Annotated in this window: 21 protein-coding genes; 12 read left to right on the forward strand and 9 right to left on the reverse strand. The window is 70.1% G+C overall.

Annotation, left to right across the window (positions count from 1 at the left end):
* Window positions 1–557: 557 nt before the first annotated feature.
* The 3 genes from E1258_RS02935 to E1258_RS02945 all read right to left on the reverse strand — a co-directional run bounded on the left by E1258_RS02935 (window position 558) and on the right by E1258_RS02945 (window position 4,932).
* Entirely contained in the window at window positions 558–2,318 is a 1,761-nt protein-coding gene (locus E1258_RS02935) for a DUF1996 domain-containing protein (protein WP_132396574.1), read from the reverse strand.
* 221 nt (window positions 2,319–2,539) lie between these two features.
* Entirely contained in the window at window positions 2,540–3,886 is a 1,347-nt protein-coding gene (locus E1258_RS02940) for a hypothetical protein (RefSeq protein WP_165949611.1), read from the reverse strand.
* The gene (locus tag E1258_RS02945; RefSeq protein WP_132396576.1) at window positions 3,883–4,932 is read right to left on the reverse strand and encodes an NAD(P)-dependent oxidoreductase; all 1,050 of its coding nucleotides are present in this window, start codon (window positions 4,930–4,932) and stop codon (window positions 3,883–3,885) included. The genes E1258_RS02940 and E1258_RS02945 overlap by 4 nt, the downstream gene beginning before the upstream one ends.
* Window positions 4,933–5,085: 153 nt before the next feature.
* Here E1258_RS02945 and E1258_RS02950 point away from each other — a divergent pair, with 153 nt between their 5' ends.
* From E1258_RS02950 to E1258_RS02990, 9 genes are all read left to right on the forward strand, one after another.
* Complete coding sequence (locus tag E1258_RS02950) at window positions 5,086–5,745, forward strand: glycosyltransferase family 2 protein (RefSeq protein WP_132396579.1); 660 nt, start codon at window positions 5,086–5,088, stop codon at window positions 5,743–5,745.
* A complete protein-coding gene (locus E1258_RS02955; RefSeq protein WP_132396581.1) occupies window positions 5,742–6,401 on the forward strand; it encodes a TIGR04282 family arsenosugar biosynthesis glycosyltransferase in 660 nt (219 codons plus the stop codon). The genes E1258_RS02950 and E1258_RS02955 overlap by 4 nt, the downstream gene beginning before the upstream one ends.
* Window positions 6,398–7,039 (forward strand): bifunctional 2-polyprenyl-6-hydroxyphenol methylase/3-demethylubiquinol 3-O-methyltransferase UbiG, encoded by a 642-nt coding sequence (locus E1258_RS02960; protein WP_243715136.1) that lies wholly within the window; start codon window positions 6,398–6,400, stop codon window positions 7,037–7,039. The genes E1258_RS02955 and E1258_RS02960 overlap by 4 nt, the downstream gene beginning before the upstream one ends.
* On the forward strand, window positions 7,036–8,250 hold the full coding sequence (locus E1258_RS02965; RefSeq protein ID WP_243715137.1) for a molybdopterin-dependent oxidoreductase: 1,215 nt from the start codon (window positions 7,036–7,038) through the stop codon (window positions 8,248–8,250). The genes E1258_RS02960 and E1258_RS02965 overlap by 4 nt, the downstream gene beginning before the upstream one ends.
* Window positions 8,247–8,711 (forward strand): hypothetical protein, encoded by a 465-nt coding sequence (locus E1258_RS02970; RefSeq protein WP_132396585.1) that lies wholly within the window; start codon window positions 8,247–8,249, stop codon window positions 8,709–8,711. The genes E1258_RS02965 and E1258_RS02970 overlap by 4 nt, the downstream gene beginning before the upstream one ends.
* A 10-nt stretch (window positions 8,712–8,721) precedes the next feature.
* Complete coding sequence (locus tag E1258_RS02975; protein WP_132396586.1) at window positions 8,722–9,432, forward strand: response regulator transcription factor; 711 nt, start codon at window positions 8,722–8,724, stop codon at window positions 9,430–9,432.
* Window positions 9,429–10,445, forward strand: a complete 1,017-nt coding sequence (locus E1258_RS02980) for a sensor histidine kinase KdpD (protein ID WP_132396588.1) — start codon at window positions 9,429–9,431, stop codon at window positions 10,443–10,445. The genes E1258_RS02975 and E1258_RS02980 overlap by 4 nt, the downstream gene beginning before the upstream one ends.
* A 590-nt stretch (window positions 10,446–11,035) precedes the next feature.
* The gene (locus tag E1258_RS02985; protein ID WP_132396590.1) at window positions 11,036–12,466 is read left to right on the forward strand and encodes an extracellular solute-binding protein; all 1,431 of its coding nucleotides are present in this window, start codon (window positions 11,036–11,038) and stop codon (window positions 12,464–12,466) included.
* On the forward strand, window positions 12,463–14,490 hold the full coding sequence (locus E1258_RS02990) for an ABC transporter permease subunit (RefSeq protein ID WP_132396592.1): 2,028 nt from the start codon (window positions 12,463–12,465) through the stop codon (window positions 14,488–14,490). Before E1258_RS02985 ends, E1258_RS02990 begins: the two co-directional genes overlap by 4 nt.
* A gap of 139 nt (window positions 14,491–14,629) precedes the next feature.
* On the opposite strand, the gene E1258_RS02995 is transcribed toward E1258_RS02990, so the two are convergent.
* The gene (locus tag E1258_RS02995; protein ID WP_243715138.1) at window positions 14,630–15,409 is read right to left on the reverse strand and encodes a trypsin-like serine protease; all 780 of its coding nucleotides are present in this window, start codon (window positions 15,407–15,409) and stop codon (window positions 14,630–14,632) included.
* A gap of 276 nt (window positions 15,410–15,685) precedes the next feature.
* Here E1258_RS02995 and E1258_RS03000 point away from each other — a divergent pair, with 276 nt between their 5' ends.
* The gene (locus tag E1258_RS03000; protein WP_243715139.1) at window positions 15,686–15,919 is read left to right on the forward strand and encodes a nuclear transport factor 2 family protein; all 234 of its coding nucleotides are present in this window, start codon (window positions 15,686–15,688) and stop codon (window positions 15,917–15,919) included.
* Window positions 15,920–16,001: 82 nt separating this feature from the next.
* Here the strand turns inward: E1258_RS03000 and E1258_RS03005 are convergent, their stop codons facing one another.
* The 3 genes from E1258_RS03005 to E1258_RS03015 form a co-directional block, all read right to left on the reverse strand.
* Entirely contained in the window at window positions 16,002–16,931 is a 930-nt protein-coding gene (locus tag E1258_RS03005) for an SDR family oxidoreductase (RefSeq protein ID WP_243715140.1), read from the reverse strand.
* A gap of 507 nt (window positions 16,932–17,438) precedes the next feature.
* The gene (locus tag E1258_RS03010; protein ID WP_132396598.1) at window positions 17,439–18,428 is read right to left on the reverse strand and encodes a hypothetical protein; all 990 of its coding nucleotides are present in this window, start codon (window positions 18,426–18,428) and stop codon (window positions 17,439–17,441) included.
* 868 nt (window positions 18,429–19,296) lie between these two features.
* The gene (locus E1258_RS03015) at window positions 19,297–20,067 is read right to left on the reverse strand and encodes a phosphotransferase (RefSeq protein WP_132396600.1); all 771 of its coding nucleotides are present in this window, start codon (window positions 20,065–20,067) and stop codon (window positions 19,297–19,299) included.
* Window positions 20,068–20,744: 677 nt separating this feature from the next.
* Between E1258_RS03015 and E1258_RS03020 the strand changes: the two genes are divergently transcribed.
* Window positions 20,745–21,323, forward strand: a complete 579-nt coding sequence (locus E1258_RS03020; RefSeq protein WP_132396602.1) for a dihydrofolate reductase family protein — start codon at window positions 20,745–20,747, stop codon at window positions 21,321–21,323.
* Here E1258_RS03020 and E1258_RS03025 read toward each other — a convergent pair.
* Together E1258_RS03025 and E1258_RS03030 are read right to left on the reverse strand one after the other, a co-directional pair.
* Window positions 21,305–22,015: a helix-turn-helix domain-containing protein gene (locus tag E1258_RS03025; RefSeq protein ID WP_132396604.1), complete on the reverse strand. Its 711-nt coding sequence runs from the start codon at window positions 22,013–22,015 to the stop codon at window positions 21,305–21,307. The genes E1258_RS03020 and E1258_RS03025 overlap by 19 nt on opposite strands.
* A gap of 50 nt (window positions 22,016–22,065) precedes the next feature.
* A complete protein-coding gene (locus E1258_RS03030) occupies window positions 22,066–22,284 on the reverse strand; it encodes a hypothetical protein (RefSeq protein WP_132396606.1) in 219 nt (72 codons plus the stop codon).
* 460 nt (window positions 22,285–22,744) lie between these two features.
* Between E1258_RS03030 and E1258_RS03035 the strand changes: the two genes are divergently transcribed.
* A complete protein-coding gene (locus tag E1258_RS03035; protein WP_165949613.1) occupies window positions 22,745–23,269 on the forward strand; it encodes a YfbM family protein in 525 nt (174 codons plus the stop codon).
* Window positions 23,270–23,499: the final 230 nt, after the last annotated feature.

The following is a 23,499-nucleotide window of genomic DNA, read 5'->3' on the forward strand; positions in this document are numbered from 1 at the left end:
GGCCGGTTTCTTCGCCCCCCGCCCCCGATCGGGAAGCCTCTCAGCCGCTGGGGACACATCCTGCTGCCCGTCGGCCTGACATCGACCCACTCGTCCGCATCGAAGCAGGCCATCGGCCTCCAACACCGCCGACCAACAGCCGGCGGCGCCCCAGTGGGGGCGCCGCCGCTGCCGCGTTCCAGCGCGGCAGCGCCTCAACACAACCAACGAAATGCGCCAGCCAAGGGGAACCGTACGCGAGTACTTCGCCGCGTCGATGCCTTCCTGACCGCCTGGTCAGCGATGTATGAGCAGCTGCGGCAGGTCATTCGCGATGACGTTCGGGAACGTCTCGACGGCCAGCGCTGCGGTGAGCGGCGCGCCCAGACCGTGCTGCGAACCTGTTCGAAGTGTCAGTCCGCCCTCGATGCCGCCGCCCGCCCGTCGCGCACCCGGCCGGTTACCGGCCGGATCCGGCGGAGGCGGAGCAGTGGCCACCGCCGCCGGGCGTTCCGCCCTGAGCCGGACCAGAGCGGGTAACGGGGGCGGGAGTCTCGAAGGGAACTCTCGCCCCGGCCTCAGGAGCAGTTCTTGCCCTTGTTGATGCAGGCGGCGATACGTTGCATGGTCTGGGCGGAGTTGACGTTGATGAAGTCGTTGTGGTCGGAGAAGGGGTTGTGGTTCTCCTCGGGGAAGGAATCGAGGGCGTACTGGCCCCTGACCTGCACGTCGCGGTCGATGTCGTAGGCCACGGTGATCCGCAGTTGCGGGATCGCCACGAAGCCCTGCGGACAGGCACCGGTGGCCTTGTCGGCGAAGGCGACGTGGCTGCGGTGGTTGTCGCTGTCGATGTTCCTGCCGTCCCAGCAGCCTGGGAAGTCGTGCACGCGCTGCACCTGGCTACCGGCGGGGCAGATCGGATACCTGTCGGAGAGCCGGTCGGTGAAGCCCGAGCACGTCCAGGTGGCGCGGGCGTTGGCCGGGCCCCGGCTGGTGGGTTTGGCGTCGCCGGTGAGGGCCCGGAGGAACTTCGGCATCGGCACCACCTTGCTGACGGGGTTGCCGCGGTACTCGATCAGCACCTGTGCCGGGCGGACGATGCCGCCGGTGTTGCCGGGCAGTTCAAGGTCGGGCCCCTGCGGTTCGGGTAGGGCGGCGGCACTGCTGGGTGCGCTGCTCGGTGCCGCCGGGGTGCCGGGGGCCTGGTCCACTGTGCAGGTGGCGAGCGTCTCCAGACCCTGCGGCCGGGGGGCCTGCCGACCGATCGCGATGGCGATCCGGTCGAGCACGGCGACCCGCTTGGCGCGCAGCGGTCCGAGGATGGCGTTGTCGACGAAGGCCGGGCCGCCTTGGCCACGGGTGGTGACGAGGCGTTCGTTGGCCTCGGAGATCTGCCGGTCGAGTTCGTCGAGGTTGCGGTTCACCTCGGCAAGGGCTTGGTCGGGTACGCCGGGCAGCTTGTCCCGCACGGTGGGGCACTGAATCCGCGGATTCGCGATCTGGGCCGCCTTGACGTCCGCGCGGTGGGTGGCACCGTGCATCCGGGCGTGCATGCCGTCGTAGCTGACGTCACAGTCGACCAGCGAAACCAGGCCGGGCTGGTTGCCGCCAGCGGCGGTGATCATGGCGCTGATCTCCTTGATGACAACGGCGCGGCGCGCGCGCAGCGAATCGAGGACCTCCTTGTTGAGCGCGGCGTCGATGCGGCCGTGGCTGGCGGTCATCCGCTGGTTCGCGGCGACTTGTTGGCGGTCCAGCTCGGTCAGCAGGCGGTCGACGGTGTCGCGGACTCCGGCGGGGACGGCGCGCAGCCGTTGACCGACCGAGGGGCAGACGACCATCGGCTGGGTCTGGGCGAGGGCCTGCTGAACCTGGTTGCCGCCGCGGACGGTCTTGTCGATGCGCACGACCGGCCAGAAATACGACGACTTGTCACCGTTGCGGCAGGTGGTGCCGGAGGCGTCCAGATCGGCGTTGGAGGAGTTCGCGGTGATGGCCAGGTTGCCGACGAAGTCGTGGACGTGTTCGGCGCCGTTACGGATGCCGGGCTGGGCCACCGGGTTGTCGGGGCTGAACTTGCCGTTGCCGTTCGTGCCGCAGTCGACGGTGAACCGGCCCCTCGACGCGGCTGCGGCCGGCTTCGGGTTCCGCACGTTCGGCCGCACGTTCTGGATGGGCACGTACTGGTCGAGGCTGGTTGCGGCGTCCGCGGTGCCCTTGCCGCCACTGGAAACGAAGGTGACGGTGAGCGCGCCGGTGGCCACCAGCACGGCCGCGGCCATGGCGAGCCTGGCCAGCCGCGACTGCACCAGCGGGGTCCAGTTCCTTCTGTGGTTCATGGGGATCTCCTCAAGCCTGGAAACCGGCTTCGGTGATGTGCTGACGTCAACCGGTACGGGCCGTCCGGCGGTGAACGGTCAGTCTTCGGCGGGCACGTCACCGTTCGGTAAGAAGTCGCGGGCGTGCGGGGCGACGTCGCGGGCAGGCAGGGCGAACCGGCCGGCCCGCTACGGCTGAGCAGCGGTGGAGCCGTTTGGGCGAGAGGTTGCTGCGGTGCGGCCTACCAGGTCGTCAGGAGCAGGTGATTGATCGTGAGGGCCACACCCGCCTGCACGGCGAGCCACCGGCGGCGGTCGGCGGGTGGGATCAGGGCCGCTCCGGCCATGAGCCATGCGGTGAAGGGCAGCCAGATGCGTTCGACCTCGGCCTTGCTGTAGCCGGACAGGTCCGCAGCGACGATCGCCGCCGTGGCGGCGAGGGTCGGCAGCCAGGTGGCGTAGTCCGCACGTGCCGGTGGAGCGGACACCGCCCGCCAACCGGCCACCACCGCGCGGCGAAGGATCACGGCGGCCGCAGGGCCGGCGGCGACGACCACGAGCGCGAGGTTGGCCCAGACCCAGTAGCCGTATGCGCGGTCGGCGGCGATGCCCTGGTAGTAGCGCTCGATGACGAGGCGATAGCCGATAGGCCAGGAGAAACCGGCGGCGGTGAACGCGCCCACGACCGCCGCCGCCCCGGCGAACGCCCAACCCACGGTGCGCCGGCGCCGGTCGGCCAGCACGACGGCCACCAGGGCGATCGGTGCCATCAGGACGAGCCCGTAGGAGAGGTAGCAGCCGAAGGCCAGCAGGGCGCCGCCGGCGGCGCTGGCTGCGGCACGGCCCCGGGTGATGCCGAGCGCCAGCAGGGCGATCCCGGTAGCGGTCACACCCGCGAACAACCCGTCGGCCGACACCCCCGACCAGATCGCCCCGGGAAACAGCACCGTGAACGGCAGTACGGCACGGGCCGCCTCGCCGGTGCCGAGCAGCCGTACGGTGTGTGGCACGGCGACGGCGACGAGCGATGCGGCCAGGATGCACAGCACACCGGCCCAGCCGCCGCCGCTCAGCCCGGCCCGGTCGAGCCAGACGAAGACGACCAGTGCCCCCGGCGGATGACCGGACACGTGGGTGGTCCAGGAATCCGGTTGGAAGTCGAGGATCCGAGTGGTGAACTCGCCCAGCATGGCGGGGATGTCGGTGACGCCGGGGACCTCGTGCAGGTACTCGTGTTCGGTGGTCAGCCGGCCGGCGACGCCGCGCTGCCAGCCGTCGACCAGGGCGAGCGACAGCGTCCAGGCAGCCGCGGTGGCGTAGGACAGCGCGAGCAGCGGCCGCCAGGGCAGCCGGGCGGCCAGCGCGGGTCCGCGCCACCAGACCAGCACGGCCAGCAGCAGGGCCGGCGGTGTGCCTGGGCCCACGTGCGGCAGCCAGTGCGCGGACAGCGGCGCCGTGCTGGCGTGCACCGGGTGTCCCAGTAGGTACAGCACGCCGCCGGTGACGGCGGCCGTCGCGACCAGGCCGAGCGCGCCAGCGGCCGCGATCAGGTCGGCTCGTGCCGGATGGTTCGCCAGTCGGACACTCATCCGCGCAGCGGCGCGTGGGCGAACTCCGCGATTCCGTCGGCGAGTCCCACGGCGGCCCGGAATCCGAGTTCGGTCTCGGCACGCGCAGGCGAGGCGACCACGTGCCGCACGTCGCCGAGCCGGAACTCGCCGGTGAACACCGGCAGGGGCCCGCCGGCGGCCCGCGCGAGCTCCGCGGCCATCTGGCCGATGGTGGCCGGGCGACCGGAGGCGACGTTGTACGCACGCCAGCCGGTGCGCGTGCCGGTCGCGTTCACGGCGGCGAGGTTGGCCGCCGCCACGTCGCGGACGTGCACGAAGTCGCGGCGCTGGCCGCCGTCCTCGAACACCCGAGGCGCCCGTCCGGCCTCCAGGGCGGAGCGGAAGATCGCCGCGACCCCGCTGTACGGTGTGTCGCGGGGCATGCCGGGCCCGTAGACGTTGTGGTATCGCAGCGCCACGACGGCGCCGCCGGTCTGCCGGGCCCAGGCTGCGGTGAGGTGCTCCTGGGCAACCTTGGTGGCGGCGTACACGCTGCGTGGATCCAGCGGAGCCTCCTCACCGATCAGCCCCGGGGCGACGGCGGCACCACAGATCGTGCAGGCGGCCTCGAAGTAACCGGCGGACAGGTCGGCGACGGTTCGCGGCGCGGGGCGGACCGGACCGTGCTCGGCGCAGGCGTAGGCGCCTTCGCCGTAGACGACCATGGAGCTGGCGAGCACGAGCCGGTGGATGCCCGCGCGGGCCATCGCGGCGAGCAGGACCGCGGTGCCGAGGTCGTTACAGCCGACGTACTCGGGCAGGTCGTCCAGGTCCACGCCGAGTCCCACCATGGCCGCTTGGTGGACCACCACGTCGACGCCGGCCAGGACGCCGTCGACGGCGGGCCGGTCGCGCAGGTCGAGCCGGAGGAGTGGGGCTCCGGCCACGGTGTCCGGCAGCGGCAGGCGGTGTGCGCCGGGATGGCCGGCGTCCACGACGGTCACCCGGTGGCCGGCGTCGTGCAGGGCGGTCACGACGTGGGTTCCGATGAATCCGGCACCACCGGTAACGAGTACGTGAGTCACGGTGCCGACGGTAGAGCCGGGACGCGGCGACGCGCCCCGGCCGCGACCTACCGTCAGCGGTTCGTAAGGACTCCGGTCCGGGTCACCGTTCCGTAAGATTCCGTCATCGCCAGGTAAGAATTTCCGGGCGGATCGTGTCCTAGCGTCCGCGGCATGACCGATGTGGTTCTTCCCTGCCGCAACGAGGCCCCGGCCCTGCCCGGCCTGCTGGCCCGGATGCCGGCCGGCTACCGGCCGATCGTGGTGGACAACGGCTCGACCGACGACTCGGCAGCCGTGGCCCGCGCCCACGGCGCCGAGGTGATCAGTGTGGCCGAGCCCGGGTACGGCGCCGCCGTGCACGCAGGAGTCCTGGCGGCCGACCCCGCCGACGGGGTGGTGTGCGTGATGGACGCCGACGGGTCCTTCGACCCGGCGCAGCTACCCCGGCTGGCCGATCCCGTCCTTGCCGGCGAGGCGCGGCTGGGCACCGGCCGGCGTCGCCCGGCCGCGCGTGGCGTGTGGCCGCTGCACGCCCGGGCCGCCAATGCCGTCCTGGCCCACCGGCTACGCCGCACGACCGGCCTCGACATTTACGACATCGGTCCGATCCGGGCCGTGCACCGCGCCGACCTGCTGGCGCTGGGGCTGCGCGACCGCCGCTTCGGCTACCCGCTGGAACTGCTGATCGCGGCGGGCCGGGCCGGCTGGCGGGTGCTCGAGGTCGACGTCGACTACCACCCTCGGGCAGCCGGCACCCGCTCGAAGGTGACCGGCACCCTGCTCGGCACCGCCCGCGCCATCCGGGACATGAGTGCGGTGCTGGCCCGGTGAGCGCCCCTCAGCTCCTGGTGCTGACCAAGACGCCGGAACCCGGCCGGGTCAAGACCCGGCTCTGCCCGCCCTGCACGCCCGAACAGGCTGCCCGGATCGCCGCAGCCGCCTTGGCCGACACCCTCGACACCGTCACCGCGGCCACGGCCGGTGCCCGGGTCCTGGTCGTCGACGGCGGCCACCCCACCCCGAAGGGCTGGACGAGGGTCGCCCAGCGAGGCGGCCCGCTCGGCGACCGCCTCGCCAACGCATTCGCCGACAGCCTCGCGGTGGGCACGGCCACCCTGCTGATCGGCATGGACACCCCGCAGCTCACCGCCGAACACCTAGACACCGCGGTGGGGCTGCTCGGCACGGTGGACGGGCCGGACGCGGTGCTCGGGCCGGCCGACGACGGCGGCTGGTGGGCGCTGGGCCTGCGCGAGCCCGGCCATGCCGAAGTCCTGCGCACGATCCCGACCTCCGCAGCGCACACCGGGCGGCTCACCCTGGCCGCGTTGCACCGTCGCGGCCTGCGGGTCCACCTGTTGCCCCGCCTGCGTGACGTGGACACCGCGGCCGACGCCCGTGCCGTGGCCGCGTTGTGCCCGGCGGGCAGCCGGTTCGGCGTCGCCGTCGCAGCCGACGTGCCGTCACCGGCGGCGGTTGCCCGGTGAACGCTGTGGCGGTCTTCGAGGCCGCGTTCGACCGGGCCGCGTCGGGCGTCCCCGCCGCGTTCACGGCCCGGCACCCGAGCGGCGGCGTGCTCCGGTTCGACCCGGCCGTCTGGTGCCGGGACGCAACCGCCGGGGACACGGCACTGCTCGATCGCTGCACCGGCCCCACCCTCGACGTCGGCTGCGGTCCCGGCCGGCTCACCGGTGCGCTGATCGGCGCCGGGCGTCCGGCCCTCGGCATCGACATCAGCGCCACCGCCGTCCGCCTGGCCCGTCGCCGCGGCGCGGTCGCGCTGCAACGCGACGTCTTCGACCCGGTGCCGGGCACCGGCCGCTGGCAACACCTGCTGCTGGCCGACGGCAACGTCGGCATCGGTGGCGACCCGTACCGGCTGCTACGCCGCTGCCGACGGCTGCTGGCGGCCGACGGCCAACTGCACGCCGAGTTCGCGCCACCCGGCACGCCCGCCTGGTCCGGCACGGCCACGGTGCAGGCCCCGGGCGGCACTGGCGGCCCCCTGCGCTGGGCCTGCGTACCCCTCGACGGTCTTCCAGCGCTTGCCGAGGCCACGGCGATGCGCGTTCTCGACACCTGGGCGGAGGCTGGGCGGTGGTTCGCCACCCTCGCCCTCCGGTGAACAGCCGTCCGACCGTACTGCGGCGGCTCGCCCGGTGGTGGCTGATGCCGCTGCCGGCACCGCCCACAGCACTGCGGCGCGGGCCGATGCGACCTGGCGCGTTTCCGTCCGGGTTGCGGTCGACGCGGCTGACCAGCCAGCTCGGCGTCGCGCTCGGTGCGACGTTTGCCGTCTGCTTTCTCACCGGGCTGCTCAGCCACCTGATCCAGCACCCGCCGGGCTGGCTCTGGTGGCCGGCCCGCCCGGTCGGGCTCTACCGGTTCACCCAGGGTCTACACGTGGCGACCGGTCTCGCCACGGTGCCGCTGCTCGGCGCCAAGCTGTGGTCGGTCTACCCACACCTGTTCACCTGGCCGCCGATCCGTTCGATCGCCCATGCCGCCGAACGCGCCAGCGTCGGCGTACTGGTCGCGGCGGCGCTGTTCCAGGTGGTCGGCGGGGTCCTGAACATCTCCCGCTGGTACGCGCCGATGCCGTTCTTCTTCACCGCCGGGCACTACTGGGTGGCGTGGCTGGCGGTCGGCGCGCTGCTGGTGCACGTCGGCGTACAACTGCCGGTCGTGCGCAGCGCGCTCAGCCGCACCGCCCCCGAGCCGCCGCAGGGCCGGCTGAGCCGGCGCGGGGTGCTCGGCGGCGTCGCCGCCGCAGCCGGGCTGATCACCCTGACCACGGTCGGGCAGACCCTCCGGCCGCTGTCCGGCCTGGCGGTGCTCGCCCCCCGCCGACCAGACGTGGGGCCCCAGGGGCTGCCGGTCAACAAGACCGCGAACAGCGCCGGGGTGTCCGCCCTGGCGCTTGATCCGTCGTACCGGCTGGCGGTCGTCGGTCGCGCCGGGCACGCCGACCTGGATCTCGCCGCCCTCCACGCCTTCGAGCAGCACACCGTGGAACTGCCGATCGCCTGCGTGGAGGGTTGGAGCGCCACCGGGCGGTGGACCGGCGTACGGCTGCGGGACCTGGTAGCCCATGTGGGTGCCAACCCGGACCGGGCGGCCGTTTTCATCGAGTCGCTGGAGGCGGCCGGCCGGTACCGCACGTCGACGGTCGCGCCGGCCCACGTCCGTGACCCGCTGACGCTGATCGCTCTGCGGTTGGGCGGTGAACCCCTGCACCTCGACCACGGCTACCCGGCACGGTTGATCGCCCCGAACCGGCCCGGCGTGTTGCAGACCAAGTGGGTCGCGAGGATCACCGTGCGGGAGTCTTCGTGAGGATCCGGGCAGCCCTCGTCGCTGTCGGCGTCCTGCTGATGGGGTACGCCGCCGTGGGCGCTCTCGCCGACCCCGGCCTGCAGCCGGCCGGGGTGCTGCTCTTCCTGGCCGGCATGCTGGCCGGTCACGACATCGTCTGGATGGCCGGGCTGCTGGCGGCCGGCGCGGCGATCGCCCGGTTCGTCCCGGACCGCCACCGGTCGGTGGCGCGTGCCGCCACGGTCAGCGCCGCCGCCATCACCTTCGTGGCGTTGCCGCTCGTCCTCGGCTTCGGCCGGCCCCCGGACAACCCCTCGGTGCTGCCGCTGCCGTACGGCCGGAATCTTGCCGTCGTCCTGCTCCTCGTCGCCGGCACGACACTGCTGACCTGCCTGTCAGCTGACCGGCGACGCCGGTCGGCGGCAGGCCGTAAGAAGTCCGAAAGACCCGGCGGGAGCGGCCCGCGACCGGCCGGTCGGTAACGTGGCCGGGATGGGACATCGGGTGTTGGTGGTCGACGACGACCTAACCGTCAGCGACGTCGTCCGGCGCTACCTGGAGCAGGACGGCTGCGAGGTCCGGCTGGCCGCCGACGGCGCCGACGGCCTCGCGGCGATCGCCATACACCGGCCCGACCTCGTGGTGCTCGATCTCATGATGCCCGGCATCGACGGCCTCGAAGTGTGCCGCCGGATCCGCAGGCAGTTGCCCGACCTGCCGGTGATCATGCTTACCGCCCTCGGCGAGGAGGCCGACCGGGTCCTGGGGCTGGAGGTCGGTGCCGACGACTATGTGACCAAACCGTTCTCGCCCCGCGAACTCGTGCTCCGCATCCGTTCGGTGCTGCGACGTACCGCCGGGCACACCACCAGCCCGGCCGGCCTGACCAGGCTCGTGGACGCGGAGCTGGCCGTCGACACCGCCCGCCGCGTCGCCGAGCTGGACGGCACGCCGCTGTCGCTGACCGTCCGGGAGTTCGATCTGCTGGTCTTTCTCATGCGTCACCCCGGGCGCGCGTGGTCCCGCAGCGACCTGCTGGACAAGGTGTGGGGGTGGCAGTTCGGTGACCAGTCGACGGTGACCGTCCACGTCCGCCGGCTACGCGAGAAGATCGAGAGGGAGCCGGCCGAACCGCGCCGCATCCGCACCGTCTGGGGCGTCGGTTACCGCTACGACCCGCTCGGCGAGGGCGACCACCGGTGAACGACACGCTGCTCATCGGGCTCTACGCCCTCGCCGCCGGAGGCGTCGTCGGGCTGGCCGGCGCCGGGACGCTACGGCTGCTGCGCGGACGCTCGATCCTCGTCCACGTCCTGGTGCTGCTCACCGTCACCGTGCTCGCCGTGGTCGTCGGCGTGGCCACGGTCGCCCAGGCCATGTTCCTGTCCCCGCACGACCTGTGGGTCGTCCTCGTCACCGTGAGCGCCTCGGCGGTGATCAGCCTCGCCGTCGGCGCCATCTTCGGCAGCCGGCTGGCCGCCTCCGCGGTCTGGGCACAGGCGGCCCGGGACCGGGAACGGCGGCTGGAGGCCGGGCGGCGCGAACTCGTCGCCTGGGTGTCACACGATCTGCGCACCCCGCTTGCCGGGCTACGGGCGATGGCCGAAGCCCTCGAGGACCGCGTCATCGACGACCCGGCCACCATCGACGACTACCACCGGCGCATCCGGGTCGAGACCGACCGCATGACTCAACTCGTCGACGACCTGTTCGAGCTGTCCCGGATCAGCGCGGGGGCGCTGCGGCTCGTGCCCACCACCGTGCCGCTGCGCGACATCGTGTCCGACGCGATCGCCGGCGTCGCCCCGCTCGCCGCCAACCGCAGAATCCGTCTCGTCGCCGCGGACAGCGGCTGGCCTCTCGTCCACGCCGGCGAGCGCGAGCTAGCCCGCGTCGTCAGCAACCTGCTGATCAACTCCGTCCGGTACACGCCCGAGGACGGCACCGTGCACATCGCGGCCGGTCACGAACGCGACGACGTGTGGCTTGTCGTCTCCGACACCTGCGGCGGCATCCCGGAGGAGGACCTGGACCGGGTCTTCGACGTCGCCTTCCGCGGCGAACGCGCCCGCACACCGGGAGCGGCCGGCTCCGGTGGTGGTGGGGGGCTCGGCCTTGCGATCGTGCGCGGCCTCGTCGAAGCCCACGGCGGCAGGGTCGACGTGCGCAACACCAGCCGCGGCTGCCAGTTCGAGGTGCGGCTGCCCGCAGCCTGATCCGGCCCCGGGACGCGGCGACGCATGGCCGGGCCACAGGCTAACGGCTCAGTCGAGCCATGGCCCGGTGGCCTCGGTGATCGTGCTGCTCGCCCAGAGCAGCACGACGATGTCGGCAATGGCGATGTCCGTACGCACGACATCCGCCACCGGCGGCGCCCCCTCGACCCGACGCCGGGCCCCGCTCCGCGACGCCGGGCGCCCCAGCCTTCACAGGTATAGTGATCACATTCAATGATTTGACTGCGCGGTCGCGCCGAGATCCCAGTCGCGACATTGATTGTAACAAATGGCGTTGATTGCCGGAAATCGCTCCAGACCTAGGCGTGACTTCCCAAAATGTGTAAAGTGAGCGCACCGCCGGGCAGCCGATGTTCCGGGCCGGCGGCGCATGTCTCGGGATAGGTCGAGGAGGGCCCATCGCGCGCCGGGGCAACTTTCCGATGACTGCGCGGCAGAGACGGGCCGCGATCGCCCCGATCGGGGCGATCGTCCTCGTGTGCGGTTCGTGGGTGTCTACGGAAAAGACGGCAGGCCTCTCGGCCGCCCTCCGGCGTGCAGCGGTGAGGCGAGGCGAAGGAGGCGAATACATGGAGGACCACCCGTTGCGGTCCCGGCGCAGCATTCTGGGAATGGGGGTGGGGCTGCTCGGCGCGGCCGGTCTGGCCGCATGCGGAGACAGCTCGCCGTCGACGCCCCGGGTACAGGCCGAGGTCCCGAAGGAGCTGATCGACGCCGCGGCATCGTTGAAGGGCTCCTCGATGGGGATGCTGTCGCAGAAGCTGTACTCGGAGGCGGCGAACGCGGCGCTCGACAGCTCGATCAAGAATTTCGCCGATGCCACCGGCACGAAGATCGAGAACAGTCTGGTCCAGGCCGACGCCGGTGACGCGGTAGCCAAGATTGACGCCGAGGTCAAAGGTGGCGTGGCGCGCGACCTTGCGTTCATGACCGACTCGCGGTTCGTCGCGCAGTTCCAGGCGCTGGGCGACCTGGAGGACGTGACGGACGTCGTCCGGGCGCTGACGGCGAAGTACGGCGAGCCCACCGCGGAGTCCAAGAACTTCTGCGTCTTCGACGGCAGGTGGTTCGCCATCCCCTACCACTTCATCGGAATCGGGTCGTTCCTGCGCAAGGACTGGATGCAGGACAAGGGCATCTCCCCCAAGGACATTTACACCTGGGAGGAGCTGCGGGACCTGTGCCTGGCGATCTCCGATCCAGCCAAGCGCCGGTTCGGCTGGGGCATGACCGTGAACCGGTCCGGTGACGCCAACGGCATGATCGAGGCACTGATCAACTCCTACGGCGGGGCGATCGCCTCCAACGACGGCAGAAAGGTCACGTTCGACTCTCCCGAGACGGTGCAGGCGGTGACCTTCCTCGGTGACATCTACACGAACCCCAGGTACAAGCCGATGCTGCCGCCGGGGGTGGCTGCCTGGACCGACTCCAGCAACAACGAGAACTGGCTCGCCGGGATCCTCGGCTACACCCGCAACCAGTTCAGCGTCTACGCGGACTCCAAGACGAAGAAGAACCCCGTCTACGAGAACACCCACGTCTTCCCCGACTGCATCGGGCCGGCCACCGACAAGTCCCTGCTGCTCGGCCAGTCACAGAGCTTCGTCATCTTCAAGGGCGCCAAGAACCCAGAACTCGCCAAGCTCCTGGCGCAGTACCTGGTCACCGCGCCCGCGCTGCTCGGGGTGGCGAAGGAGGCACCCGGCCTGGCGCTGCCAGCCTGGGACAAGGTCTGGGATGCCGACCCGTTCTTCACCAGCGGTGACCCGGCGTTCCCCATCATGCGCAAGATCACCCAACAGTCGCTGCCGCTGTCCACGAGGAACGGCCTGGACTTCCCGCAGAAGGCCAGCGCCGGCCAGCAGGCCGCCGTCGGGGCCTACCTCCTCACCGACATGATGCAGCAGGTCATCCAGGGCACGCCGCCGGCGCGGGCCGTGCAGGCCGCCCACGCCAGGATGGTGCAGATCTTCACCCAGCAGGGGCTGCCGCAGTGACGTCGATCCGTCCAGCACCGGCCCCGGCGGCGAGAGCATCCTCGCCGCCGGAGGCCGGCTCCCTCACCGCCACCCAGCGACGGCTGGGTCGCGACTGGCGGCTGGCGGCACTGTTCCTGGCTCCCATGGCCGTGCTGGTCGGTGGTCTCGTACTCGTGCCGATCGCCTGGTCGGTCGTCACCAGCACCACGGAACGGCACGGGCAGCACAGCGTGTTCGTCGGCCTGGCCAACTACACCGCCCTGGCCAGGGACGAGCAGTTCCACGCGGGCGTGGTGAACTCGTTCGTCTTCACCGCCTACGCCGAGGTGTTCAAGGTGGTGCTGGGGCTGTCCGCAGCCTTGTTGCTGCACCATCGGCGCCGTGGACGGGCCGTGTTGGCCGGACTGCTCCTGTTGCCGTGGGTGGTCCCGACGGTGGTCACGGCGTTCAGTTGGCGGTCGCTGCTCGACCCGATCTTCGGCAGCGTCAACATGCTGCTCACCGACTCGGGGATCGGGCCTCTGCTGGCCAGGGCACACCTGGTCGAAAGCTGGCCCGCGGGCTGGCTGTCCGAGGCGTCGCTGGCCATGCCATCGGTGGTCCTCGTCAACGTGTGGAAGGGGGTGCCGTTCTTCACCGTTGCGTTTCTCGCGGGGTTGAAGGCCATCCCGACGGACCTGTACGAGGCGGCGACCGTGGACGGTGCGACGCCGTGGCAGCGGTTCGCCCACGTGACGCTCCCGGGACTGCGCCATGTGATCACCGTAACGGTGACCCTGTCGTCGATCTGGACGTTCAACAACTTCGACCTCATCTGGTTGCTGACGCAAGGCGGCCCGGGCAACGCGACAGCGCCGTATGTGCTGGTCGCCTACTCGAAGGCGATCCTGCAACTGCAGTACGGCGCGGGGGCAGCGGTCACGCTCGTGATGCTGCCGGCCATCGGCGGGCTGGTGTTCGTGCTGGTCCGGCTGTTACGCCGGGACGCCGGCACCGAGCCGCCCCGCCGTGCCCGCAGGGCGCGGACGGCGCGGACGGCCCGCACGGCGCGGAAGGCACTGCCGTGGGCCGCCGCCGCGGCGGTCGCCGGTCTGCTGGCCTGGGCGTCGCCACACATCGCCTGGAAGGCGGCGGTGGTCCTCGGGGTGCTCCTGCTGGTCGCGGCGGCGGTCGGCCGGGTGGTCTCGGCGCTCGGGGCCTGGGGACGTCGCCGGGCGTCGTCGCTGGTGTCAGGGCTGGCCTCCGCTGTCGCCCTGGCCGGGTTGCTCGTCTTCGTCTTGGCCCCGCTGTACTGGATCGCCGTCACGGCCTTCAAGTCCGAGGGTCAGATCGTCATGCGCGACCACGACCTGTGGCCGACCCCGTGGACCCTGCAGCAGTTCGCTGATCTCTTCGCCACCAAGCCCTTCGGCCGCTGGTACCTCAACACGGTGCTGGTGTCCGTGGCGTCTACTGCGGTGGCACTGGTCTGCGCCGCCCTGGCTGGCTACGCGCTGGCCCGACTGCGGTTCCGCGGGGCGCAGAGTTTCACCGTCACGGTGCTGATCACCTACGTGATGCCGGGCGCGCTGCTGTTCATCCCGCTGTACCAGCTACTCATCGGGGTGCGACTCACCGACTCGTTGTGGTCTCTGGTGGTGACGTACCCCACCTTCACGCTTCCGTTCGCCACCTGGCTGCTGGCAGGGTACTTCGCGTCGATCCCCGTCGAGTTGGAAGAGGCCGCGCTGGTCGACGGCTGCACCCGCCTCCAAGCGTTCCGCCGGGTGGTGCTGCCCCTCGCCAAGCCGGGACTGCTGGCGGTAGCGCTGTTCACCCTGACCAATGCCTGGAACGAGTTCCTCTTCGCCTTCGTGTTCATCACGAAGGACGAGTACAAGACCCTTCCCGTGGGGATGCAGTCGATGATCACCGGGGACGTCGTGCCGCAGGGACAGCTCGCTGCGGCGTCGCTGCTCGTCAGCATCCCCGTGGTGGTCATGTACGCCTTCGGGCAGCGCTTCCTGACCGAGGGGATCACCGCAGGCGCGGTGAAGGGCTGACCTGGGAACCTGCTACGACGCCTGTCCTTTGATCATCGACATCCCGTCCATCCTGGTCACCTGCGCGGCGAGCCCTCACGTAGGTCCGCGACCGCCGGCGGCGTATGGGACTCCGCCGGCGGGCCGGGGTTGCTGAGGGTCAGCGGCCGTCGGTGGTGTCGCGGATCCAGTCGGCGATGTTGTCGGTGCGTGCCGGGGTTTCGATGCCGGTGTGTGGGCAGCTCGGGCCGTTGCTCACCACGGCCACCAGTTCCGGGGCCCGCCAGCGGGATTCGCGGAAGAACGGGCCGCCGGAATCGTATGGGCACGGCGTGGTGTCGGGCCTCGGTGCCAAGCCGCGAACGCCCAGGTTCGCGTCCCGCAACGACTCCACCTCCATCTGTCCCGTGTTCAGATGCGTCACCGGCGTCGGGTTGGTGCTGGTCAGCGATCCGTAGCCGGTGAGCCGCAGCACGTCGCCGATTTCTGGAGCCCGGCTGCTCACCTTCAGCGGCTTCACATCGGTGATCGGCCCGGCCAGTTTGGCGAGGGCCACGTCGGCGGTGGCCGACTGGCGCACCTCGACGATTTCCAGGTCATGGCCGCCGGGGCTGGTGACCAGATCGGTGCGACCTACGGTCGCGACCGTGGAGGCGGCGACCGGACGGGAGACACGGACCCCGTTCTCGTCGCGGAAGCAGTGCCCGGCGGTGATCACCCACTGGGGCGCCACCAGCGCGCCCGAGCAGGCGCTGTTGCGTGTTCCTCCGCCTAGGACCGGGATTCCAGTCATGGTCAGTTTGGCGGAGAAACGGTACTTGCCATCCTTGACCGGCTCGCCGTTGGCGATCGCGTTGGCCGGCACGCTGCCGAGCATCGTGATGCCCGCCGCGACCACGGCAACGGTGGTCGCGGCGATCATCATTCTCTTACCTGACACTGCTGTCCTCCTCGGAACGGTCGACACCACATCCTTGCGGATCACTCAGGTCCATTGCTGGTACCAGTTGCTCGAGTCGCATCCACCGGCGTACGCGCGGCTGCGGCGCCGTGACCCAGGGTCCGCGCTGCGAGCTCCAAACCAGCCAGGTGATGGGCAACCTGGCGATTAGCTGGGCGGACGCCGGTCGGTGGAGCCTGCACCCGCCCCCGCCGCATGGCCCATCTGGGATCGGCCGTCTGAGCCGGGCTCAGAAAGGGGCCGCGTGACCTGGCGGTGCTCGTGGTCGGCGGCACCGGGGTGACCTGGTTTCTCGGCACGCTGGAAGGCACCCTTGCCGGGAAACCGTTCCTCGCCCGGGTCCGCTACACGCGCACATGGATCCTCGATGAGGAGGAGGGATGGCGCCTGATCGCGGCACACGTCAGCCCCGCCGACCGGGACACCGCCACGGGCGGGTGGATGGCACCACCGGACCGCCCGTTGCATGCGACAGATCAGTGCACATGACCTTGGGGCAGGCGGTCGCCGTTTCGGGTGCCGGTGGGAGGAGACAACCGTTTCTGCGCGGCGAGTTCCGGCAGGCTGGCGGTCAGCCTGGGGTCGGCCCATGCCTGCGTGCTTGGGCGACGCCCAGCCACTCCCCGAGCCGACGGCGGATTCGGCTGCGGCGATATCCGCCGTGCGTTGCCCCGGTTGGTGGTGGATCGAACAGCGATCCTGACCCGGGTGCGGCTGTGGCCGGCTTGGTCAAGAACGTAGCGCTCCACTGGGCGACTAACGACTCGGTGGCACGCGGCGCCAGTCGGTGGGCGGCCAGCGCCAGGTGTGAGACCACACCCGTTGTTGCCTGCCTGCGCGGACGGCGGGCACACGCGAGGATCTTGGCAGCGAGACGCTCCGGTGCGTACGCGGGAGGGATAGCTCGTAGTTGGCGGCCCGAGTGGTTGGCGGCCCGCTCGAAGAAGGGCGTGTCGACCGGCCCGGGTAACACGAGACAGACCCGTATCCGAGAATGACGGGCGATTGCCTGCTGAAGGTTCAAGGCCAGCCCTCTGATGGCAAACTTGGTCATGGAGTAGAGCGGGACCAGCGGGTTTGGGAACAGTGACAGCAACGACCCGACGAGCACGAGGGTCCCGTTGCCCTGCGCCTGAAATGTGGCCAGGGCAGCGCGGGCGCAAAGCGCGGTGCCGAATACGTTGGTGTCTACCAGCCGACGAATCTCGTCCACCGATTCAGAGCCCAGCGGCCCGGCAATGCCGACGGCCGCCGCTTCGACCCAGACGTCTATCTGCCCGAACCGTTGCACCGCCAGCCGGGCCAACCGCTCGACGGCCGCCGGATCTGCAATGTCGGTCGGCACTACCAGCACCTGCCCGCCTTGTGCCCGGCACTCGTGTTCTACCTCCGCAAGCGCTTCTTGGCTGCGCGAGGCGAGCACCAACCTGGCCCCTTCGGCAGCGAACGCCAACGCCGTCGCGCGACCGATTCCACTCGACGCCCCCGTGATCAGCACCACGGCGTCACGGAAGGTTCCACGCCTGACCATCACACCTCCCGCAACGCAGCGAGTCGACATCGACCGTCTACCCACGGGCGTGACGATCACTCCCAGGACGCATCACGGTGCCTGCCGAGCCGCGGCGACTCCGCCGGAAGGCCAGAAGACGCGGTTCCCGCTCATCGGCAGGACCGCGGCCACGACGCCGGTAAGAGGATCAACGGCAGGAAGCGGTTCAACATCACCAACGCCCTTGGTCTCCTGGTAACTGCCTGGGTCCTGGCCGGCGACGGCAACCGGCGAGCGTCAATGCGCCGGAGCCCGGCCCGGTCAGGTCGGCGCCGATCAGGTAGGTCGGGTGCTCCCCCGAGGGTGCGCAGGATGTGGGTGAAGATCGCCGTGGTGGTGGACTTGCCCATGCGCAGCCGAACGCCGGTCGCGCGCAGCGCCACGAGGACGGCTGAGTCGCGCGTCGCTGCCGCTGACCTGGTGCCCCAACTCGGCCAGCAACCATCGGCGAACCGATCACCGACGTGCTTCGAGGAGGGGTCGCAGTCTTCGCTGGAAGGCCGCCTCGTCGATGCCCCGGGCCAATTTCCGGTTGTAGTTCATGCGATACGGGCAGCTGTCCTCGACGCCCTGTCGCCCCGGGATGGTGAACTTGCTGATCATCTTGCCGCTGCGCGCCTCCCGCACCGTGACGTGGTAGACGCTCTCGAACAGGTCGAAGGTAAAGGGTCTGCCGCCGGCCAGTAATGCCTGTTCACTCGCATAGTTGCAGGTGACGTCCTGGCGCGAGTCCCGGGTCGCCACCACGCGTACGCAGACCAGCAGCTGCACCTGATCGGGGTTCCTGCGGGAGGTACCCAGTTCGTACCGGGGTTCAAAGCCGTCGGGCAGGAAGAATTCGGCGTACTCCATCGACCGCTCGTCGGAGTATCTGACCATCGCCATCAGGTGTGGGCCGCGGCCGGCGAAGGGCCGAGAGCTGAGGTTGTAGACGGAGAGCTTCGGTGACGTGCACGGTTCTTTGAAAGCGTCGCTGCGGGTCTGCGTCGGTCCGGAAGGCGGCGGAAGGGGGGCGAGCCGTCCGGAGGTGGACGGGCCGCCGGGCCGATCCGGCGGCCAGGTGCACGGCCCGGTCAACGCGACGGTGAACCTGCCACTGTCCAGAGCCATCTCCATGAGCAACTCGGTGCCGTCCTCATACTCGGCGGTGATTTCCCGGACGTTGGCGGGGGTACCAGTCCGCAACCGCTTGGTATGTTCACCAAAACCCTCGCGGATCATCCAGGTGTCCACGTCGTCGAGGTACTTTTCGGCCTTCCCGCCGGCGGACACCGTCATCTCCGCTCGCGGCCGGACACCCCAGGTCGGTCCACCCTCGGGCAACTCCGCGCAACCCACAATCCGGCGGTGGCTCGGCGGGCTGGCCTGTGCCTCGGGTTCCAGCGCCCCATTGACGGCGCGTGACAGGTGTTCGGTGAGCCGCTGCTCGAACTCCTCGGTGGCCACCACGGGCGCCGGCGGCTCCGGTCCGGTCTTGTCGGTGCAACCGGTAAGCGCCAACACCCCACACAACGTCATACCAAGTAAACGACTCCAACGGCCAGCCATCGCACCCCCGATTGTTCCGTCGGCACGGCAGGCCGAAGAGAAACGGGATGGTCTGCCCCCGGACTCTACTGGTAATCCACGCCGTCCGATACCGGTGATGCTGTCAGTCGCGGCCTTCGGCCGTAGCCCATACCGAAAATCAACAGACAGGGCGCAGGGGACGCTCGTCGGACAAGCAGCCACATGCCCACAAGGGACGGGTAAGCAAAGAGCCTGGTGACCGGGCGCAGCTGACCAAGGTGGGCGTCACCGCGACTATCTCCAGCTCGCCGCAGAAATAGTCGCTTGCACAGGGCATCAACGTCGTAGACATCTCCGCGACAGCGCCATCCCCGGCGAACGGTTGGGGATGTTGCAGTGCCCACACGGCGGCGCGCCACGCCGCCCGCGCCGTGTGCTCGGGCACGGCGAGCCCTTCGCCGAAGGCGTGCAGGGCAAGGTCGTGCGGGCGCCGACCGGGGCCGGGCATGGGGGCCCAGCCACACCACCAGGTCCAGCGCGCCCGAGCTCGGGCAGCCGCCAGCGTGCCCACCGATCCGCCAACGCAACAGCGCCCCGGACACGCACGCCGGCGATGGCATCGTCGCCCTGGCGGTCACCGTGGGTTTCAGCGTGTAGGTGACCAACAGCTCCGTCTTGTCGGTGACTTCCTCCACCGATCCTGCGCCGTCTCGTACTGACCCTCCGGGTTGCAGGCGTGCAGACCAACCGTGTACGGCGACCAGTTGTTCTCCGCCGCAGCGCTACCAGCCGGTCGATCCCGCCCTCAGTCCAGCAACGCCTTCACCCACCGGTCCGTGTGGCGCTCGGTGTACTCGGCGTCCGAGCGCCACGCGTCGCCGTGCCCGGTCCGCCAATGGGTCGCCCAAGGCTCCAATCCGAGCGCGGCCTGATCCCGCAGGAAGTCGTGCATCGCCCGGGTCCGTACGGTCAGCATCGGTACCAGATCGCGGCGCTGCTGTTCGTCGAGCCCGTACGCCTCGGCGAAGGCCCGCAGCCGCGGCCCCGCGTCCGCGCGCTGCCAGTCGGGGTGAGCCGACATCGGGATGAAGCCGTGGACAGCGTAGGCGAGGTCCCACAGCCGTGATCCCGGCCCGGCGTTGTCCCAGTCGATGAAGACCCAGCGTTCACCGATCACGAGATTCCACGGCGCAAGGTCGTGGTGCACGATCAGGTCGTCTCGGTCGGCCGGTATCAGGACGTTCCACCGTGCGTCCGGCGGTGGGGTGAAGGTCGACAGCGCGTCGTGCAAATCCCGCGCCAGCCGGCCCACCCTGGCGAGCTGGCCCTGCGGCTCCAGAAGGTCGAAGAAGAACGGCCAAGGCACCTCACCTGCCGCGTAGGTGAGCACCTCCCGTCCCTCCTCGTCGATGCCCAGCGGTCGGGGCGCGCCTCGGAAGCCGACCGACCAGAGGTGTTCGAGCAGCGCGTGGACCGCCGGGGTCCAGGGACCGACCCGCCGTCGTACGGTGTCTCCGACCCGCACCACGCCCGCCGTCACGTTTCCCCCGGTGAGCGGGATCTCCTCCGCAGTCATGCCTCAGTCCTTTCACATTGACGTTCCCACCGACGCACCGGCCACCGTCCCGGCGTCTACCGGTGTCAGTGACCGGCTCTGTTGCGTCGGGCGAAAGCATGATCGATTCCAGCTTGCCCGGTGTGGTCCGCTTGGCTGGTGAGGTCGTTGTCTCGTGTCGGGTCCTGGTATCCGCCGGCGTCGGCGTTCGCGGGGTTCCGGTTTCCGCTGAGGTGAGCGTCCTGGCGGTACCGGGTCGTGGACCAGCATGGTCAGGTCATCGACGAGCTAGTCTCGACACGTCGAGACGCCACCGCGGTTCTTCCACCGGGCGCTGACCACACTGAAGGTCACACCCGGCGAAGTCTTCACCGACGCCGCCCCCACCTACCCGAGGGTGATCGAGGACCTGCTCCCGCGCTGCGGGTGGTCGCCGCGTCCACCGAACTGGCCCGAGCGATCTGACCAGTACCGCTGACACGGCTCGCCGTGCCCACCAATCCGCCAACGCAACAGCGCCGGTCGGCGACCAGCACCAGTTCGCCCACGTCATGCCGGGGACGTGGCCAAGGGCGGGCCGGTCGCAGCGGTGTCCGGTACGGGTTCCCGGACCCACTGTCGTTTCCGTCCAAGACGGCCGCCGCAGCCGCGATCTAGCGTGGATACAGCAGCTCGCCCGAACATGAGGAGACAGCACAATGCGTAACCTGGTTTACACCGGTTTCATGTCGCTCGACGGCGTCGTGGACTCCCCCGGCGGTGGGCCGGGGGAGGAGCACCGCAGCGGCGGGTGGGTGGTCAAGGACCTCGAGTTCGTCCCAGAAGCCTGGTCGCTGAAGGGCGAGGAGCTCACCGACACGACGGCGCTGATGTTCGGCCGCCGCAGCTACGAGGCGTTCGCGCCGGTCTGGCCCGGCTCGGAGGACCACGCCGGCTACAAGGAGCTGCCCAAGTATGTGGTGTCGACCACGCTGTCTGACGACGCCCTCGTCAACGGGTGGGGGCCGACCACGATACTGCGCTCGACCGAGGACGTCGCCGCGCTCAAGGAGGGCGAGGGCGGCGCGATCTTCATCCACGGGAGCGCGGAGCTGGCCCAGCGGCTGTCCGACGCGGGCCTGATCGACCAGTACAACCTGCTCGTCTTCCCTGTGCTGCTCGGTGCCGGGAAGAGCCTGTTCGGCCGGGCCGACCGAGACAAGCACATGCTGACGCTGCGGGAATCGGAGAGCTACTCGAACGGAATCCTGAAGCTGGTCTACGACGTCAAGCGCTGATCCAGGTCGAGGCCGATCGCGCCGCCGGCGCCCTCACGCAGCTGCCTGGCGCTGCGTCCGACGTAGGAGCGCAATGCCCTGGCCAAGTGCGGCTCGTCGAAGTAGTCAAGCTTGGCAACGACGTCGGCGGCCGTGTCGCCGGCAGCCAGCATCTCCGCCGCGGTGCGGGCGCGCTCGATCTGCCGGACCGCGCCCCACGTCAGTCCAGTCGCAGCGCGGAACCGGCGCTCGACCGTGCGCTTGGAGACGGCCGGGCGGTGACCCCGCAGCACCTCGGCGACGAGCAGGTCACGGACCACGATCCCGGCCCGGACGAGACTCTCGACCAGGGCCTCGGCGTCGTCGGGGCCGGGCGTCTCCCAGCGCGTGCCGTCCAGCCAAAACGTCCGGCGCGTGGTGTCGGGGAGTCGGATGCCGCCGTCGACCAGCGCCGACGTGGGCACGGCCCGCAGCGAGGTGCCCACGGCGAACTCGATGCCCGTAAAGGTCGCGTCCTCCGGTACCGGCGCCGTGCCGGTCCGGCTCTCGGGACCGGTGATACCCGCGTACGCCCGGCCAGCCTGCTCCCAGAACACCAGGCCGCAACGCACCCCTGCGACGGACGTCATCGCAGTGACCTGCTCGCTCGTGCATGTCCACACGGTGTCGACCCACGGCGAGTCGGACCGGCGCGTCTCGAACCGTAGTCCCACGGCCGAAGGATACGTCGCTGCGACGTTTCAGCAACCGTTGGTAGTCGTGGTCAGACTCTTCGGGGCTCTTGCGGGCCGGGAACGTCGCAGCCCGGACCCTCATTGCCGTGTGACTCGCGGACAAAGCCGGACTGCAGCGCCCCGCCGCTGGCCACGGTGCCGAGGCCCGGCCAGTACCGTCGTTCGGGCTTGCCGAATGCCGCCAACGCGGCATTGGCCCGCCCGGCGACCTGATTTTGACTGACGACGACGCCATAGCGCAGTGGCATCAGTGCGACGTCCCTCGAGACTTCCGAATGAGTCACGAGACGCTGCGGAACTGGTCCGTAAGGAAGATCAGCACATCAGGTCGGGCGGGGGGTGTCGGCGGCGTCCTACCATCGCGGATCAGACACCCTGGTGGCAGGCGGTCTCCGAACACGCAATTTCGGCGCGTGTACCGCAATTCCGGGCACGAGGTATGGTTCGTGCTGGTTCCCGCGATGCTCGTCAGGGTGCTCCTGGTCGTCCGGCTCGCGAGCTACGACGTACCGGTGATCGCCCCGATCGGCAGCGGACCGCGACGGCGACCCCGGTCAGCACAGCCCCTGCGGCCGGTCAGGATCACCACGGGGCATGAACGCCATCCTGCCCAGAGCGGCAGAAGCGGGAAGCGCTGCCGTCGGGCTACGACCGACGCGGACCGACGGGGGAACTGTCGTAGTCGGCACCTAGGCTCGCGCCGTGAGCATGAACGGCAACTGGCTGCGCGTTTCCCTGGACGAACTGGAGCAGGCCAGGACCGACCTCGGCTGGGCCTACGAACTCGCCATGACGCAACGGAACGAAAACTCCGATCGTTGGACCGCCACTGACAAGGCATGGAACGGGCTCGATTTCCTACTCGACCGACTCGGCTTCGAGATTCCGCTTGTCCTAGGTGCGGAGGGATTCGTGGAGCTGCCAGACGTCGAGCCCGACAGCGACGAGATGTTTGATTTCCTGGAGAACCTCGAAGACGACTGGGGCTACGGGCCACCCTCCTATCTGACATCGGGCCAGGTAGCGGCTGCGGCCTCGCGACTGGCTACGCTCACCGAAGACGACCTCATCGGCGACGTCGACCCGCAGGAGTTGAGCCGGGCCGAGATCTACCCCGGAACCTGGGAAAGACCCGGTGAGCTTGCGTGGGTGGCTCACTATCTGCCGGGCGTCCGGAGCTTCTTCGCGGCAGCCGAGAAGGATGGCAACGCGGTGATCTGCTGGCTTGACTGAGCTGCAGATCAGCCACAGGAGCACTCGCATGGATCGGGCGGTTCACGTCCACCTAAGTGGGCATCGTGTGCCGGGCTCCGCAGGACGATCGAAGCCCACGCTGACCCCCGGACGGTGATGGCCTGTCATCCCGCGCGCACCCCTCGCGGCAGATCAGTGCGCTGGGCAGAAAGATCAATTTGAGCCGTAGCAGGACTCTACGTGCAGACACTTCAAGCAGATCCGCCGCG

The sequence above is a fragment of the Micromonospora sp. KC207 genome, assembly GCF_004348615.1.
Classification (GTDB): Bacteria; Actinomycetota; Actinomycetes; order Mycobacteriales; family Micromonosporaceae; genus Micromonospora.

Bases quoted from the DNA above. Each gene is read 5' to 3' on its own strand.
- E1258_RS02940 (WP_165949611.1), bottom strand. From the start codon at position 3,886: ATGAGTGTCCGACTGGCGAACCATCCGGCACGAGCCGACCTGATCGCG.
- E1258_RS02950 (WP_132396579.1), top strand. From the start codon at position 5,086: ATGACCGATGTGGTTCTTCCCTGCCGCAACGAGGCCCCGGCCCTGCCC.
- E1258_RS02985 (WP_132396590.1), top strand. From the start codon at position 11,036: ATGGAGGACCACCCGTTGCGGTCCCGGCGCAGCATTCTGGGAATGGGG.
- E1258_RS03035 (WP_165949613.1), top strand. From the start codon at position 22,745: ATGAACGGCAACTGGCTGCGCGTTTCCCTGGACGAACTGGAGCAGGCC.
- E1258_RS02975 (WP_132396586.1), top strand. From the start codon at position 8,722: ATGGGACATCGGGTGTTGGTGGTCGACGACGACCTAACCGTCAGCGAC.
- E1258_RS03030 (WP_132396606.1), bottom strand. From the start codon at position 22,284: ATGCCACTGCGCTATGGCGTCGTCGTCAGTCAAAATCAGGTCGCCGGG.
- E1258_RS03020 (WP_132396602.1), top strand. From the start codon at position 20,745: ATGCGTAACCTGGTTTACACCGGTTTCATGTCGCTCGACGGCGTCGTG.
- E1258_RS02935 (WP_132396574.1), bottom strand. From the start codon at position 2,318: ATGAACCACAGAAGGAACTGGACCCCGCTGGTGCAGTCGCGGCTGGCC.
- E1258_RS03015 (WP_132396600.1), bottom strand. From the start codon at position 20,067: ATGACTGCGGAGGAGATCCCGCTCACCGGGGGAAACGTGACGGCGGGC.